Below are 16,506 nucleotides of genomic sequence, written 5' to 3' on the forward strand. Positions count from 1 at the left end.
GTGCTCCTATCCGGGGCCGGCCGGGCCGGCGGTGCGACGGGGTCTTCTGGTCTGGGTGCGGCCGCGGCGGGCGGCGACGCGTTCGGCGGCACGCGCCAGCTCCGGGCTGGCGGCGTCGCCGGAGTGCAGATGCGCGGCGAGGGCGCGGACGGTGGGATGGGTGAACAGGTCGACCATCGGGATCCGGCGGGCGAGCCGGGCGGTGACCTGGGCGTGCACCCTGGCGAGAGCGAGCGAATGCCCGCCCACGTCGAAGAAGTTGTCGGTGTGCCCCACTTCTGCCACGCCGAGGACGTCGCACCACGCACGCGCGATCACGGCCTCGGTCGCGGCGAGCGCCGCCGGATCCGCGACCACCGGCGCCGGGCGTGCCCTGGCGCGGGCCGCCGCGGCGGGAGCGGCGGTGCGGACGTCCGCCCGCGGCAGCTGCGGCACGCTCGTCCCGACCGGCGCGTCCGGCGCCGCGGCCAGCGCGCCGAGCAGGGCGACGTAATCCTCGGCGAGCCCGGCCATCCGGGTCTGGTCGAACAGATCCGGGTTGTAGAGCAGTTCGACGCCGTCGTCGTGGACGTACACCGTGAGGTCGAACGGCGATCCCGGCTTGTCGACCGGCAGCCACGCCGAGGCAACGCCCGGCAGGTCCAGCTTCGGCTCGGCGAAGTTCAGCACGTTGAACATCACCTGCACGAGCGGGGCGCGCGCGGGATCGCGGGGTACGCCGAGCGCCTCGACGAGCCGCTCGACCGGTGCGGCCGGATGCGCGGTCGCGGCGAGGAGTTCAGCGCCGCCGTCGCGGACGTGCGAGGCGAAGTCCGCGGCGTCGTCGGCCCGCAGCCGCACCGGCACGATGTCGACGAAGAACCCCGCGACCTCCTGGCATTCGGCGAGCTGCCGGTCGGCGACGACCGTGGCGACCAGGTGATCGCTCGCCCCGGTGAGCCGCCGCAGCAGCTGGCCGAACGCGGCGAGCAGCACCCCGGCGCGGGTCATACCGGTGCGGGCGGCCAGTGCCCGCACCGAGTCGGCGACACCGTCCGAAAAGGACTGACGCAGGCTCGCGCCCCGGTAGGTCTGCACGGCAGGACGCGGCCGGTCGCGCGGAAGGTCCACTGTGGATGGTGCACCGGCGAGACGTTCGGTCCACCACGCGACATCAACCGCTTCGCGGCGTTCGTCGCGTCCGGCCCGCCACACCGCGTAGTCCGCGTAGGACGCCACCGGCGGCGGCAGCGGCTCACCCCGGTAGGCCGCCGACAGGTCGGCGCACAGCAGGTCCTGCGACCAGCCGTCGAACACCGCGTGATGCAGCGTGAAGCCGAGCACGTGCTCCGTCTCGCCGAGCCGGTAGAGCCGCACGCGCCAGGGAGCCTCGCGGTCCAGGTGCACCGGCGTCGCGGCGTCGGCGGCCAGCCGGGCCCGCAGACCGTCCTCGGTCACCGGCGTCACCGGCAGCGGAACGTCCGACGGCGGCAGGCGATCCGCCACCGGCGCGCCGTCGACGGCGCGGATCCGCCAGCGGAGCACGTCGTGCCGCTCGGCGACCGCGCGCAAGGCGTGGCGCAGCGCGTCGACGTCCAGCGCGCCGGTCAGCCGGAACGCCATCGCGATGTTGTACGGCGCGGCGTCCGGGGCGAGCTGGTCGAGGAACCACAGCCGCCGCTGCTGCGGCGACAGGGTGGGCGCGTGCCCGGTGGTCAGGCCCGGCCCGGTCAACGGCGACGCGGCCGCGACCCGCCGGGTCAACCCGTCGAGCGTGCCGGTGGCCAGGACGTCCTCCGCGGCGACGTCCGCGGCCAGCTCCGTGCGCAGCGCCGCGACCAGGCGCATCGCGGCGATCGAGTTCCCGCCCGAGGCCAGGAAGTCCGTCCCCGCGCCCGCACCGAGCACCCGCCGCCAGATGGCCGCGACCGCGCGTTCGGCCGGGGTGCCGAGCGGGCCGAGGCCGGACCGTTCCTCTGCCAGCGCCGCTTCGGCCAGTTCGCGCAGCGCGGGCCGGTCGACCTTGCCGGTGAGCGGGTTGACCGGCAGACGGTCGAGCACCCGGATCGCGGCCGGGCGCATCGCCGCGGTGAGCCGGTCCCGGCCGAGTTCGTCCACATCGGACGGTGCCGACGCCGGTGCCAGAAAGGCCACCAGCCGGGTGCCCGCCGGGCCGGGGACGGCCGTCACGGCGGCGGCGTCGACGTCCGGGTGGGTGGTGAGCGCGGCCTCCACCTCGCCCAGCTCGATCCGCTGGCCGCGGACCTTCACCTGCTGGTCGGCGCGGCCGGCGAACTCGAGACGCCCGTCGGGCAGCTCGCGGGCCAGGTCTCCGGTGCGGTAGAGCCGTTCTCCCGGCGTGATCGGGTCGTCGACGAACTTCTCGGCGGTCAGCTCGGGGCTGCCGAGGTAGCCGAGCGCGACGCCCGGGCCGCCGATGAGCAGCTCGCCGATCTCGCCGGGCGCGACCGGCCGCAGCCCGGCGTCCACGACGTACGCCCGGTGGTTCGGCGTCGGGCGGCCGAGCGGCAGCGGATCGGCGGGGATGCCGGTGACCTCGTCGGTGACGACCACGACGGTGGTCTCGGTCGGGCCGTAGGCGTTGAAGAACCGCCGCCCCGGCAGCCAGCGCGCGGCGAGCTCCGCCGGCACCGGCTCGCCACCGCAGGCGATGACGCGCCAGCCGGGAACGGTCGCGGGGTCGATCATGGACAGCAGCGTCGGCGTGACGAAGCCCCACTCGACGTCGTGCTCGACGAGGAACCGCCGCAGCCGTTCGGGGTCGGCCCGGTCGGCGGCGCCGGTGAGCTGCACCGATCCGCCGTGCGTCAGCGGGACGAACACGTCCATGGTGAAGGCGTCGAAGGCGAGCGACGAGATGCCGAGCGCGCGGGCGCCGGGCCGGATCCCGAGGGCGGCGGCGAACCCGGTCACGAACGCGACCACGTTGCGGTGACTGGTCAGCACGCCCTTGGGACGGCCGGTGGAGCCGGAGGTGTAGAGGAGGTGGACGAGGTCGTCCGGCCCGGCGGGGCAGTCGACGGGCCCGTCCGCGGGCTGGGGCACGTCGAGCGCCTCGATACCTTGCGCGGCACCGAATTCGGCCCGCGCGCAGTCACCTACGACGAGGGAGACCTCGGCATCCGCCGCGATTTCGGCCAGCCGCGCCTTCGGCCCGCCTGGTTCGAGCGGCACGTAGGCGGCCCCGGACAGCAGCACCCCCACCACGGTCGAGATCAGCTCCGGGCGCCGGTCGGCGCAGACGCCGACGCGGGTGCCGGGCCCGGCGCCCCGGGCCCGCAGCAACCGGGCGACGCCGGTCGCCGACGCGACCAGTTCGCGGTAGGTCAGCCGGGCGTCCCCCTGCCGGACGGCGACCGCGTCGGGGGTGCGCGCGGCCTGGGCGAGGATCAGCCCGGTGAGCGTGGTGTCCGGATAGGACAGTGGCGGGCCATGGCCACCCACGACGGGCAAGGTGTCGGTCACCGAGGGGTCTCCTGGTCGGTTGTGTGCTGAGGCGATGGGTCGATCCAGTGCCGCTCCCGCTGGAACGGATAGCCCGGCAAGGGGACGCGGCCGGGATCGCCGTCCGCTGCCCACTCGATGTCGCCGCCCCCGGCCCAATGAACGGCCAGGTCCCGCTCTGCCCCGGCGGGGCCCTCGACGTCGGTTCCGTTCGCCAGCACCGCGTCGAGCGCGGCCACCGCCGACTCGACCGAGTCCGCCACCACGGCGGCGCGGCAAGCGAACGCCCGGCGGACCGACAGCGTGTACGCCGTGTCCCCGAGGTCCGGCGCGTCCGTGGAGAGCCGGTCCCGCAGCCGGGAAACCGCCTCGCGCAACGCCTTCGGGTCGCGCGCGGACAGCGGCAGGACGAACGGACCGCTCGCCGGCTGCCGTGGCGGGACGGCTGGGGCCTCCTCCACGATCACGTGCACGTTCGTGCCGCCCATGCCGAACGAGCTGACCCCGGCCACCCGCCGGTCGCGGTCGGGCCAGTCGGTGGCCTTCGCGGGGACGTACCAGGGGCCGCCCGCCAGGTCGACCTCCGGATGCGGGGCGGTGAAGTGCAGGCTCGGTGGGATGACGCCGTGCCGCACGGACAACACGGCCTTGATCAGCCCGGCGATACCCGCCGCCGTGTCGAGGTGCCCGATGTTCGTCTTCACCGAGCCCAGCGCACACGTTTCCGGCGGCGTGTCCCGGTAGACCCGGTTGAGCGCGGCCATCTCGATCGCGTCGCCGAGCGGGGTGCCGCTGCCGTGGGCTTCGAGCAGCGCGACCTCGTCCGGGGCGACGTCCGCGAGGGCCAGCGCCTCGGCCACCGCGGCCGCCTGCCCCGCCGGTCCCGGCACGGCGTAGCCCGCGCGGTCGGGGCCGTCGTTCGTGATCGCCCAGCCGGGCAGCACGGCGTAGACGTGGTCGCGGTCGGCGACCGCGTCCGCCAGCCGCCGAAGCACGACCGCGCCTGCGCCCGAGCCGAATCCGGCGCCCGCCGCGGCGACGTCGAACGCCCGGCACCGGCCGTCCGGCGAGACGAGCCCGCCGCTGCGATACCGCGGCCACGTCACGCTCGCCCCACCGGCCAGCGCGACGTCGCACCGGTAATCCAGCAGGCTCTGCGCGGCCAGCGCCACCGCCGCGAGCGAACTGGAGCACGCGCTCTGCACGGCCACGGCCGGCCCGGTCAGCCCGAGCCGGTACGCGACCTGGCCGGGCAGGTGATCGGCGAGCTGGCGGCCGGGCAGCCGCCCCTCCCAGTCGTCCGGGTCGACGTCGCCGGTCACCGCCGGGTTGCCGAACAGGTGGAACAGGAAGTAGCGGTTCACCGAGGTGCTCGTGAACACCCCGACCGGCCCGGTCTCGGCGGCGGGATCGCGGCCCGCGTCCTCCAGCGCCCGCCAGGCCGTTTCGAGGAACAGCCGGTGCTGGGGGTCGGTCCGCGCGGCTTCGTCGGCGGTGAATCCGAAGAACCCGGCGTCGAAGTCTTCGACACCGTCGATCCGGCCACCGGCCCGCACGTACGCCGGGTCGGCACGCAGGCCCGGCCCGATGCCCAGCGCCGCCAGCTCTTCGTCGGTGTAGTCGTGGATCGAGTCGATGCCCGCACAGAGGTTCCACCAGAACGAGGCGGCGTCCGGCGCACCGGGGAACCGGCAGGCCAGCCCGACGACGGCGATGAGGTCCCCGGTCTGTTCCTCCGCGGTGACCCGCGGCTGAGTGTCCGAAGTGGACTCGGTGAACCAGGCGGCCTGCCCGGCGATCGTCGTACGCTCGAACAGGGCGAGCATCGGGACGTCCACCCCGAACTCGTCGGCCAGCCCCGCCTGCACCCGGCCGAGCCGCAGCGAGTCGCCACCGGCGTCGAAGAACGCCTCGGTGCGCCCGATCCGGTCGCGGCCCAGCACCGCGCACCAGATCCGGTGCACGCGTTCCTCGTCCGGGGTCAGCCGCTCGGCCGGGACGGTCACGGCCGTCCGCGGGTCCGGCAGCGCCAGTTCGTCGAGTTTCCCGGTGACGGTCAGCGGAAAAGCGTCCAGCACGGCGACGGCGGCGGGGACCGAGTAGCCGGGCAGGACGTCCGCCAAGGCGGCCCGCAGCGTCCGGCCGTCCGGACGCTGCCCGGCCGCGGTCACGTAGGCGAGCAGGTCGCCGTCGCGCACGATCGCGCGGGCCTCGGCCACGCCGGGCTGTTCGGCGAGCCGGGCCTCGATCTCGGTCAGCTCCACCCGGAAACCGCGGACCTTGACCTGCCGGTCGATCCGGCCGAGGCAGACGAGGTTCCCGTCCGGCAGCAGCGCGGCGAGATCGCCGGTCCGGTAACGGCGGCCGCCGTCGGCCGTCACCCCGAACGCCGGACTCGGCTGGTCGAGGTAGCCGTCGACGAGGTGCCGCCCGCTCACTTCGAGTTCCCCGCCGTCCAGCACGGTCAGCGTGAACCCGGGCAGCGCGCGCCCGATCGGCAGCGGCCCGTCGGCATCCGGGTCCAGTTCGGCGGCGGTCGTCCGGTAGTGCGCGGCGAAGGTCACCTCGGTGGCGCCGTAGCCGTTGACGAACACGCACTCCGGCGCGAACCGGCCACGGCGGACGTCGGCGTGGGTCGCCTGCTCGCCGCCGAGCAGCACGGTCCGCACGGACGGGAGGCCGGTCTCGCCGAGGACGTCGAGAAGGTGCCGGTAGACCGTGGGCGTCGAGTGGTAGACGGTGACTTCATGCCTGGTCAGCTCGCGCGCGGCGTGCGCGAGACCGTGCGCGCGCAGGTCGACCGGCACGACCGCGGCCCCGGTGAGCAGAGCCGGGTACAGGTCCGGGATCGCCGCGTCGAAACCGAACGACGCGAGCAGGCTGAGCCGGTCGGCCGCGGTGATGCCGAGCGCGTCGATCTGGTTGCCGACCACGTGCAGCAGGTTGCGGTGGGTCTGCGCGACGGCCTTCGGCCTGCCGGTGGACCCGGACGTGAACAGCACGTACGCAGGACTGTCCGGGTCGGCTTCGGACACCGGAAGCGGCGCGGTCTCCGTACCGGTACGCACGAGCCGCGCGGATCCGGTACGGCACAAGGACTCCGCGAGCTCGACGTACTCCGGATCCGCGAGCACGGCGGTCACCCGTGCGGCCGCGAGCTGGTGTTCGAGACGCTCGCGGGGGAAGGTCGGGTCCAGCGGGACGTAGGTGCAGCCCGCGGCGAGCGTGCCGAGGATCGCCGCGATCGCGGCAGTGCCGTGGCCGGTGACGAGCCCGACCCGCTCCCCCGGCCGGACACCGGCGTCGCGCAACCGCAGCGCGCGGCCGCCCGCGAGCCCGGCGAGCCGGTCGTAGGTGACCCCGGTGCCGTGCTCGTCGACCGCGATCCGGTCCGGTGATCGCCGGGCGTGCACCTCGAATCGGCCGACGCAGCCGTCTTGTCTCATCGGGCGTCGGACAGTCGCTCCGAGGCTTTTCGGGCGCGCGACAACAACGGCGTGGACTTCATCTTGCTCCCCAGTGACCATGCAGGTGAAGAATTACGCAAGGTTAAGACGGCAGGCCGCGACGAGGAATACGATTTCCATCGATTTGGTCCGAATGGCGCACTGATCTTGGACCACAAGACGCAGCAATCCACGTCTTCCAGCCCAATCGGGCACCCCGACGGCTTTCGTGACCGATTCGCCGACCACCATGAACACTCGGTCGATCACTTTTGGTAATGCGTCGGATATTAACCGACACTGTGCCGAGGAATGCGTTCACCAAAACAAAGTGGACAATTTTCCACAATCGATTCAGAAATACGCGGAGGACGGTCACCGTCCTCAATGGACTAACCCACCGTGACCGGCCGTGTTCGCCGCGGACCCGCCGGAACCGCGAGCGCCTCCGGCGAGTCCCAGTTGAGAACCGGACGCACGACGACTACAAGGGAATGAATGAAGACGCTACTCAAGAAGGCGACGATCACCGCCGCGGCGAGCACGCTCCTGCTCGGCCTGACGGTGGTGGGCACCGCCTCCGCTGAGGCCGCGGCCATCACCTGTGACACGAAGTCCAGCGGCAAGGACGGGCCCTTCTACCGCGGGGAATCCGCCTCCTACGCCTACGACAACCGGTTCAGCAAGAGTCACCCCGTCCCCGCGCTGGAGACGAACATCCCGCAGGGCACGGCGACCTGGTCGAACTGGGACGGCTCGAACGACCTGATCCTGGTCTCCTCGTACGAGTCGGGCCACCGCAGCGCGATCATCATCGGCATCGACGCCAAGACCGGCAAGCAGGTCGGCCAGGCGCTGCTCGCCTACTCGCACGTCGGCGGGATCGCCGTGTTCGAGAAGCAGGGCTGGGCGTTCGTGTCGGGCAAGGGCGACACGATCCGCAAGTACTCGCTGGCGAAGCTGAAGAACGCGATCAAGAAGTCGCTGCCCATCGAGCAGGAGGGGAAGGCGCAGACCGTCTACGCCTCCTCGTTCCTCACCAGCCACGGCCCGACCGACACCCTGTGGGCGGGCAAGTTCGAGGACGCCAAACGCGGTCTGATGCACTCGTACACCGTCGGCGCCGACGGCAAGCTGAGCTACCGGCCGGGGTCGTGGGAAGTGCCGACGAAGACGCAGGGCCTCATTGTCACCAAGGACCTGTTCATCTACAGCACTTCGCACGGCAGGAACAACCGCAGCAACATCTACGTCGTCCGGCGCGGCGCGGGTGACAAGGACCTGGACACGGCCAAGAAGCACTGCTTCCGCGCGCCGAGCATGTCCGAGGGGCTGACCGTCTACGGCAGCAACGTCTACCTGGCGTTCGAGTCCGGCGCGCACTACTACAGCAAGGCCGCGGACAAGCCGAGGAACATCATTTCGAACCTGCACAAGGCGCCACTGTCCTCTTTGGAGGCACTCGCGCCCCGGTGACGGATCGCGGTGAACGGGCGAGGACGGTCTCATCACCGTCCTCGCCCGTTTGTCACGCCTCGCTACCGGAGTGGCTCGCCTGCTGCTCGGCGATCCAGTCCCGGTACACCGTCACGTCGGTCCAGATGCCCAGACCGCTGGCGCACTTCGGGTCCGCGTCGCCATCGCGGCTGGTGGCGCCGACCAGTTCCCACTCGCCCGGCCTGCCCTTGATCTGCGGCCCGCCCGAGTCGCCGTAGCAACCCATCGCGTCCGGGGTGTCGGAACCGGTGCAGATCTCCTTGCCCGTGGCCAGATTTCGGCAATCCCCCGCCGGCCGGACCTTGGTTTCGAGCTCCTGGAGGATCTCCGGCGCCCCGCAGGTCTGGTCGGCGCAGTGCTCACCCCAGCCGAGGATCCGGGTCGCCGTGCCCGCTTCGCCCACCGCCCCGGCGATCTCGATCGGCTTCTCGCTCACCGCTTTGTCCAACCGCACCAGCGCGATGTCCGCGCCCGGCGGGTTCTGCCCGACGAAGTCCGGATGCACGATGATCCGGCTGACACCGGTCTCCGTGCCCCCGCTGTCGTGCTGCCGCGCCCCGATCCTGGTCCTGATCTCCCCCGGCCGCGCTCCCTTCACGCAGTGCGCCGCGGTCACCACCCAGTCTTCGCTGATCAGCGAGCCGCCGCAGAAATGGTTGCCGCCCTGCTGCAGCGACACCATGAACGAGTAGTCCTCGGTGGCGTCGTGCCCGCCGATGACATAGGGCGTCGGCCCCTCGGCCGCCGCGGCGACCCCCGGGATCAGCATCGCTCCCGCCGCGGCCAGCCCGACCGCCAGTACCCCTGTTTTGCGAAGCATTATCGTGATCTCCCCGTAGACGACGAATTACTTACCGTCGTCACACTATGAGGCGAAGATCATGACCGGATCGGCTCATCGGCCGGGGCGCCATCGGCCGAATGGCCGACCCAGCGTGACCGCGCCACACGATAGGCGTCCCGAGTCCGAGTCGGTACGGTGCTGGTGACAAAAAGGTTTCCAGCTGTCGACACGGTGTGAGGTGTGGGGTGTCCGTGCAGGGTGAACGGGTTCCAGAGGGCGTCGACGTCCGATTGCCCAGCGCGGCCCGGGTCTACGACTGGCTGCTCGGCGGCAGCCACAACTTCGACGCCGACCGCGCCGTCGGGGAGAAGGTCGTGGCCGTCCTGCCGTCCGGGCGCCGGGTCGCCGCGTCCAACCGGGCGTTCCTCCGCCGTGCCGTGCGGTACATGGTCTCCCACGGCATCACCCAGTTCCTCGATCTGAGCTCGGGGATCCCGACCGTCGGCAACGTGCACGAAATCGCGCAGGAGATGGACCCAGGCTGCAAGGTGGTCTACGTCGACTACGACAAGGTCGCCGTCGCGCACAGCCGCCTCATCCTCGACGGGAATCCGAACGCCACCGTCGTCGAGGCGGACCTCTGCCGGCCGGAAGAGGTGCTGAACTCCGCGGCGACGCGAGAGATGCTGGACTTCGACCGGCCGATCGGGCTGCTCATGGTGGCCGTCTTCCATTTCATCCCGGACAGCCTGCGCCCCGCCGAGATCGTCGCCCGGTACCGCGAAACGCTGCCGTCCGGCAGCCTGGTCGCGCTGTCGCATCTGACCGCCGACCACGCGCCCGAGGCGATGGCGGCGGTCACCGAGGCGATGAAGAACAGCCGGGACCCCATGTATTTCCGCCCTTACGCCGAGGTCGCCGCCCTGTTCGACGGGCTGGACCTGGTCGAACCCGGTGTCGTGAGCGCACCGCTGTGGCATGCGGAACCAGGTCTTCGCGACATCGAGCCGGACGACGTCTACGCCGGCGTCGGGCGCAAAGTCTGAACGCCCGGCGCCACTCCTCCCGGCTCAGCCGACGGTGACCTCCCCGAGTGGCACCGAAGTGTCGGCGAGCCGGCCGGGGTTCACCGGACGCCCGCCGCGGATCAAGGCCTTGATCGGGTCGGTGACGTCCCAGACGTTGACGTTCATCCCCGCCAGCACCCGGTCTCCCTTGAGCCAGAAGGCGATGAACTCCCTGGCCCCGACGTCGCCGCGGAAGACGACCCGGTCGTGACCGGCGTTGTGGCCGAGGTACTCCATCCCGAGGTCGTACTGGTCGGTGAAGAAATACGGGAGTTCGTCGTAGGTTTCGTCCTTGCCGAGCATCCCGGCGGCCGCGACGGCGGGATGCTTGAGCGCGTTCGCCCAGTGCTCCACCCGGACCGGATGGCCCAGGAACGGGTGGTCCGCGTTGGCGACGTCCCCGGCGGCGAAGATGTCCGGGTCGCCGGTGCACAGGTGCGCGTCGACGCGGATGCCGTTGTCCACGGTCAATCCGGCGGCTTCGGCCAGCTCGGTGTTCGGGACCGCGCCGACCCCGACGAGGACGGCGTCGGCGTCGACACGTGTGCCGTCGGCGAGGCTGACGTGCTTCGCGCCCGCTTCGGCCACCTTGACCCCGAACCGCAGGTCGACGCCGTGTGCGGCGTGCAGGTCCGCGAACACCTTGGCCACGTCGCGTCCCAGCGCGGGCAGCAGCGGCAGATCGAGTGCTTCCAGCACCGTCACGTCGAGACCGGCCTGCCTGGCCGCCGCCGCGGCTTCGAGACCGATCCACCCGGCGCCGACCACCGCGAGCCGGGACCCGGTCTCCAGTACCTGCCGCAGCCGCTCGGAGTCACCGAGGCGGCGCAGCGTGAGCGCGCCCTCCGCGCCAGGCAGGACGCGAGGTTCGGCTCCGGTCGCCAGCAGCAGCTTGGTGTAGCCGACCCGGGTGCCGTCGGCGAGCTCGACCTCGTGGGCCGCGCGATGGATCGCGGTGACGCGGGCGCCGAGCCGCAGCTCGACCTCGTGGCCGGAGTACCAGCCCTCGTCGTGCACGAAAGCGCTGTCCGGCCCGGCTTTTCCGGTGAGCATGTCCTTCGAGAGCGGCGGCCGTTCGTACGGGCGGTGCCCCTCATCGCCGAGCAGCACGATCCGCCCGTCGAATCCCTTGTCGCGTAAGGCTTCCGTGGCTTTCGCACCGGCCAGGCCGGCACCGATGACCACAAACGTCGGCGATTCCACTTTGTCAGCTCCTCATGGGTCGAGTGGACCATGCGTCATGGCGGACTCCTTTTCACCAACGAAGTTTGGTCTTATTCTCGTCGGCGGTCAAGTCCGCAGGTAGGCGACACTCGATCGGAGTTGATCCAGCGGGTCACGGTGTTATGAAGGGGGCGGCTTCGGCCCGCGGGGCTACTCGGCGTGGCCGTGGGCGCGTGAGTGCTACAACGGGCCGAAGGCTCCCTTCGCCGCGTCCGATGCGGCGAAGGGAGCCTTCGGCCCGTTTGGTGTCACACGATGGCGCTAGTCGGGGCGGCCGACCTGGGTGTTCGACAGGTCGAGACCGATGGCGAAGTCCGCCGTGTAACCGGTCCCGCTCTGCTGCGGACGCAGCAGCATCTGCGATCCGCCGTTGCGGTAGATCGAGTCCCGGCTGTTGGTCGTGTCGGCCGGGCCTTTCCGCCGGTACGGATCGGTCCGCAGATAGGCCGCGCCGAACTCGGGCGTGAAGTAGAGCTGCGAAGTGAACTCGTACGGACGGCCGTTGGTTCCGGTGGTGCGTATCTTGACGTGGATATGCAGTGTGCGTCCGGTGTACCAGCCGGGAAGAATGGTGGTGAACCGGGCCGTGCCCGCCTGGTCGGTGTTCTGATAACCGCGCAGGAAACGGCGGCCGCGACTGCCCTGGGACGGAATGTCGGAATACAGCCCGAACGCGTCGCACTGCCACAGGTCGATCATCGCTCCGGGCAGCGCGGTGCACTGCTGCTGGCGAACCTGTTGAACGGTGAAATTGATTACCAGCGCGGTGCCGGGAACCAGTTGGCCGGTGGATGGCTCACTGCGGATATCGGAGCGATTGAGCCGCTCGTCTACGAAGTACGGACCCTCCATTTGCTCGGGCTTGACCACGCAATCCAGCGTGCAGACCTCGGGGATGCCCGCGGCGGGAGTGGTGGTGCTCGCCGCCGCGGAGCCCGCGGCGGCGAGTGTCGCGCCGGCGGCGCCGAGCAGAATCAACGCCTGCCGCCTGCCGAGCACCCGGCCTACCGGTTCGTCATCGTCATGCATAAGGTTCCTTTTCGCCAAATGATGGGAGCAGGGAACTGAGCGCAACAGAAGGATTTGCTCGCAGGGTGCCGCGCGGATCCGATTGTCCGCGAAGGCCTGTCCACTGTCGAGAAAGTTCACTCGCGCGCATCATACTTCGAAGCGAGCACCATCATTTTATGACCCGAATTCTCGAATCCCGGTTACGGCATTTCGCCGCCGCCCGGGTCGCGGCCGACCGAGCCGCCGCCCGCATCGGCTCCAAACCGTTACCTGAACTCGTGGCAGGTGGGGAAACGCCGGGACCGGATTCCGCGACTAGTACCGCGAGTGACCAGAACGCTACGCACCACCGAGCCGCACCACCGCCCGACACGGGGGAGAAAATGCGCCGGACCTTCGTCGTCACCGACGTCGTTCATCCCGCCGGATACGAGGACCGGCTCCGGACGGTGCTCAGCGACCTCCACGACGGCGTCGGGCCGACACTCGCCGTGGCCGTGCTCGGGTTGCGCGCGGCCCGGGATCTGCTCGTCCGCGACCGAGCCGGGGCCGAGCGTCTCCTGTCCCGGATCGAGGAGGAGCTCTACGGCGCCATCACCGAACTGCGCCGCATCGTGACCGACGCGCGGCCGCCCGCGCTCGACGAGGCGGGTCTCGTCACGGCCGTGCGCCGGTACGCCGGACTGCTCGCCGACCGGGTCCCCGCCGAGCACGGTCCGCTCGCGGTGACGGTCGAGGTCCGCCGTGAGCTGCCGCCGCTGTCGGCCGCGGTGGAGGTCGCCGCGTACCGGATCATCCGCGAGGCGCTCGTGAACATCGCCCGCCACTCCGGTGCCCGGCAGTGCACGGTGCGCCTCTGGCCGCTGGACGGCGATCTGCGCGTGGAGATCGTCGACGACGGGGTCGGCACGGGCGGGGAGCCGCTGCCCGCGGCCGGTGGGACCGGGTTGCGTTCGATGCGGGAACGCGCCGTCGACCTCGGCGGCGGCTGCGTGGTCGAACCGGTGTCCTCGGGCGGCACCCGGATCGCCGCCTGGCTGCCGCTCGCCGCCCAGGAGTGAACGCGATGTTCCCGCCCCTCCGCGTCCTCGTGGTGGACGATCATCCCGCTTTCCGGACGGCCATCTGCGCGATGCTCGACGGTACCCACGGCATCGACGTGGTCGGGCAGGCCGCCGACGGCCTCACCGCGGTCGCGGAAGCGGGCAGGCTGGAACCCGACGTCATCCTGATGGACCTGAACCTGCCGGACCTCGACGGCGTCGAGGCGACCCGCCGGATCGTGAAGGCCTCCCCGCACACCGGTGTGCTCATGCTGACCATGTTCGAGAACGAGGCCGCCGTGTTCGCCGCCATGCGCGCGGGTGCGCGCGGCTATCTGCTCAAGGGGGCGCGCAACGAGCAGGTCGTCCGCGCGGTACGGGTGATCGGCGACGGCGAGGCGATCTTCAGCCCGGCGATCGCGACCCAGGTGCTTGCCCTGCTGGGCACGGAAACCCCGCGCAACGAGTCGTTCCCGGAGCTGACCGCGCGCGAGCGGGAGATCATGCGGCTCATCGCGCAGGGCATGGGGAACGCCTCCATCGCCGACCGGCTGGTGCTCAGCCCGAAAACCGTGCGGAACCACGTGTCCCACATCTTCCGCAAGCTCCAGGTCACCGACCGCGCCCAGGCCATCGCCAAGATCAGGAAGGCGGGCGTCGCTCGATCGGAGTAGCAAAGCGGGACATATCGGGACACCGGATCCCTGTTCGCGAAACCCCGTCCGCACGATCCTTGGGAATGACGGAACACCGTTCACGGGAGGGGTTCATCGATGCTCGTCGACCAGATCCCGGTGCTGCTCCATGCCACCGACACCATCACGCACGCGGGTGTCACCGCCGCGCTGCGCGCACGCCCTGAGATCCGTTTCGCCGAGGACACCGATGAGCCGGCCGTCGTACTGGTCATCGTCGAGCGGCTGAACGAGGAGGCGCGGCAGTTGCTGCGCAGTCTCAATTGCGCCGGCTGCGCCGGGGTCGTCCTGGTCGCCGGGGAGGTGGACGACTCGGAGCTCCTGGACGTCGTGGGCAACGGTGTCTCCGCGATCATCCGCCGGGCCGACGCCACCCCCGACACCCTGGTGCGGCTGGTGAAGGCCGCGGCCGCCGGGGAGGGCGCGCTGCCGCCGGATCTGCTCGGGCGCCTGCTGTCCAGGGTGTCCCGGTTGCAGCGGGACGTGCTGCAACCGAACGGCTGGGATCTGGCCGGGATGGCACAACGCGAGATCCAGGTGCTGCGGATGGTCGCCGACGGCTTCGAGACGAAGGAGATCGCCGATCGGCTGAGCTATTCCGAGCGCACGGTGAAATCGATCCTGCACGACATCACCAACCGTTTCCAGCTCCGCAACCGCGCTCACGCCGTCGCGTTCGCCTTGCGCGAGGGGTTGATCTGATCGGCGTCTATTCGACGCGGCCGGAGAACGAGACCGACGGGGTGCACCGGCTGCCGCCTCCCGGCGTCTGGCAGCTGACCGCGAGCACGATCTTCTCGCCGGGGGCGAACCGCCAAGCCTGCAACCAGTGGTGGTCGAGGTCGCGGAAGTTCGCGAGGCCGACTTCGAGCAGGACCGTCTTGGTGCCACCGGAATCCCGCAGCAGCCGCAGGGTTCCGTTGTCACCACGCGGGTTCTGCAGAATGAGGTCGGTGACGACCAGGGTCTTCGAGGCATCCGGCATGGTGTAGGGGAATTCGGCGAAGCGGTTGACGTTCGAATCGACCGCCGCGTCCGCCGCCACGCGGAAGTCGGTCGGTGTCCCGTTGGCGTTGCCCGCCGGGTTCGGGACACCGTTCGACGCCCTGGGGCCGGGCGGCGCGCCGTCCGGCGGCGGGGTCAGCCCGACGGCCTTCATCGCGTCTTCGGAGTTCTGTTTGGCCTGATCGGCGTCCTTCTTCGCCTCGCCCGCGGCGCCACCGGCGTCCTGGGCGGCCTTGATCACCTCCTGGTTCTGTTCCTGAGCGGCTTCACGGGCGGCCGACTTCACCGCGGGTCTCAGCACGGTGAACCACAGTGTCACCAAGGCCAGCAACAGCAGCAGGAGCGCGGCCAGCGCCGGCAGCAGCCACTTCGGCAGCAGCTGCCGTTGCACCATGGTGGCTTCGGTCTTGAGCGGTTCGGCATTGTCGGCGATGACGAACACCTGGAAGCGATGCCGTACGGGTTGCCCGCGCAGGAACCGTTTCCGCGGCCGGGCGCGCAGGCGGACGAACGCGGCCGTGCCCGGCGCGAGGTCGGCGCGGTTCCGTTCGAGCTGGAAGTCGAGCTCGTCCTCGGGGTCGAGCGCGCTCAGTTCGACGGCGACCGGGTGGTTGCCGCGGTTGTCGACGGCGACTTCGAAGTCGGCCTTGGAACCGGCCTCCACCTTCGACGGGACGACTTCGGCGGTCACCTCGGTGAACGCGCCGAGCTGGAGGGTGCCCTCCTCGACCACCGACCCCGCCGGATCCTCACTCGAGAAAACCCTGACACCGAAGGGAATCAGGCCCGCCCGAACGTCGGACGAGCGCGGCGGCGCGAACCGGACGACGACCGTGCCCGCCTCGCCCGGCAGCAGGTTCACCGTCGCCGGTTCCGCGGTGGCCCAGGCACCCGGGTCGCCGACCACCTCGATCGCGAACTGATCGACGACCCGGCCGGCATTGCGGATCGTCACCGAGCAGCTGATCTCCTGGCCCGGTTCCGCGACCAGACCCGCCTCGGACAGCGTCGCCGTTGCTCCCATACCCAGAAGTCTGCGCGTCCGGCGTCGCGACCGGCACCAGCGGACGGGTGTGCGGCCGTGCGCCGGTCGTTGCCCATAGGGGCAGTGTGCTTGGACGCGGTCTGAGCGGTTTCATGCTGTCACGAGTGGGCCGAAGGCTCGGCGGTCTCAATCGGTTGTTGCAAGTGGTGGCAGCTGATAGGAGATCTTCATGCCAGGACCCCGGTTGACGTGCGAGGAACGGGAAAAGATCCAGAACGGTCTGGATCACGGACTTACCCAGGACG

General features: G+C 70.9%; 11 protein-coding genes. 5 read left to right on the top strand and 6 right to left on the bottom strand.

The features are described from left to right. Positions 1 to 6 precede the first annotated feature (6 nt). Together DMC61_RS22135 and DMC61_RS22140 are read right to left on the bottom strand one after the other, a co-directional pair. On the bottom strand, positions 7 to 3,465 hold the full coding sequence (locus DMC61_RS22135) for a non-ribosomal peptide synthetase (protein WP_125690919.1): 3,459 nt from the start codon (positions 3,463 to 3,465) through the stop codon (positions 7 to 9). Continuing rightward, the gene (locus DMC61_RS22140) at positions 3,462 to 6,890 is read right to left on the bottom strand and encodes an AMP-binding protein (RefSeq protein WP_125690920.1); all 3,429 of its coding nucleotides are present in this window, start codon (positions 6,888 to 6,890) and stop codon (positions 3,462 to 3,464) included. Before DMC61_RS22140 ends, DMC61_RS22135 begins: the two co-directional genes overlap by 4 nt. Before the next feature lie 498 nt (positions 6,891 to 7,388). Between DMC61_RS22140 and DMC61_RS22145 the strand changes: the two genes are divergently transcribed. After that, entirely contained in the window at positions 7,389 to 8,366 is a 978-nt protein-coding gene (locus DMC61_RS22145; RefSeq protein WP_125690921.1) for a hypothetical protein, read from the top strand. A gap of 52 nt (positions 8,367 to 8,418) precedes the next feature. Here the strand turns inward: DMC61_RS22145 and DMC61_RS22150 are convergent, their stop codons facing one another. Beyond that, entirely contained in the window at positions 8,419 to 9,207 is a 789-nt protein-coding gene (locus DMC61_RS22150; RefSeq protein WP_125690922.1) for a trypsin-like serine protease, read from the bottom strand. Between the two features lie 209 nt (positions 9,208 to 9,416). On the opposite strand from DMC61_RS22150, the gene DMC61_RS22155 reads away from it, so the two are divergent. Then, positions 9,417 to 10,217, top strand: a complete 801-nt coding sequence (locus DMC61_RS22155) for an SAM-dependent methyltransferase (RefSeq protein WP_125690923.1) — start codon at positions 9,417 to 9,419, stop codon at positions 10,215 to 10,217. Between the two features lie 24 nt (positions 10,218 to 10,241). On the opposite strand, the gene DMC61_RS22160 is transcribed toward DMC61_RS22155, so the two are convergent. Further along, positions 10,242 to 11,441, bottom strand: a complete 1,200-nt coding sequence (locus DMC61_RS22160) for an NAD(P)/FAD-dependent oxidoreductase (protein WP_125690924.1) — start codon at positions 11,439 to 11,441, stop codon at positions 10,242 to 10,244. 282 nt (positions 11,442 to 11,723) lie between these two features. Next, positions 11,724 to 12,491, bottom strand: coding sequence for a twin-arginine translocation pathway signal protein (locus tag DMC61_RS22165; protein WP_125690925.1), 768 nt, complete (start codon positions 12,489 to 12,491; stop codon positions 11,724 to 11,726). Positions 12,492 to 12,649: 158 nt separating this feature from the next. Here DMC61_RS22165 and DMC61_RS22170 point away from each other — a divergent pair, with 158 nt between their 5' ends. The 3 genes from DMC61_RS22170 (at position 12,650) to DMC61_RS22180 (ending at position 14,913) form a co-directional block, all read left to right on the top strand. After that, on the top strand, positions 12,650 to 13,534 hold the full coding sequence (locus DMC61_RS22170; RefSeq protein ID WP_233594902.1) for a sensor histidine kinase: 885 nt from the start codon (positions 12,650 to 12,652) through the stop codon (positions 13,532 to 13,534). Between the two features lie 5 nt (positions 13,535 to 13,539). Beyond that, the gene (locus DMC61_RS22175; RefSeq protein WP_125690926.1) at positions 13,540 to 14,190 is read left to right on the top strand and encodes a response regulator transcription factor; all 651 of its coding nucleotides are present in this window, start codon (positions 13,540 to 13,542) and stop codon (positions 14,188 to 14,190) included. A gap of 99 nt (positions 14,191 to 14,289) precedes the next feature. Next, positions 14,290 to 14,913: a response regulator transcription factor gene (locus tag DMC61_RS22180; RefSeq protein ID WP_125690927.1), complete on the top strand. Its 624-nt coding sequence runs from the start codon at positions 14,290 to 14,292 to the stop codon at positions 14,911 to 14,913. Positions 14,914 to 14,920: 7 nt separating this feature from the next. Here DMC61_RS22180 and DMC61_RS22185 read toward each other — a convergent pair whose 3' ends face one another. Then, positions 14,921 to 16,240, bottom strand: coding sequence for a hypothetical protein (locus tag DMC61_RS22185; RefSeq protein WP_125690928.1), 1,320 nt, complete (start codon positions 16,238 to 16,240; stop codon positions 14,921 to 14,923). Positions 16,241 to 16,506 lie beyond the last annotated feature (266 nt).

The sequence above is a fragment of the Amycolatopsis sp. WAC 04169 genome, assembly GCF_003947535.1.
GTDB classification, from domain to species: Bacteria; Actinomycetota; Actinomycetes; order Mycobacteriales; family Pseudonocardiaceae; genus Amycolatopsis; species Amycolatopsis keratiniphila.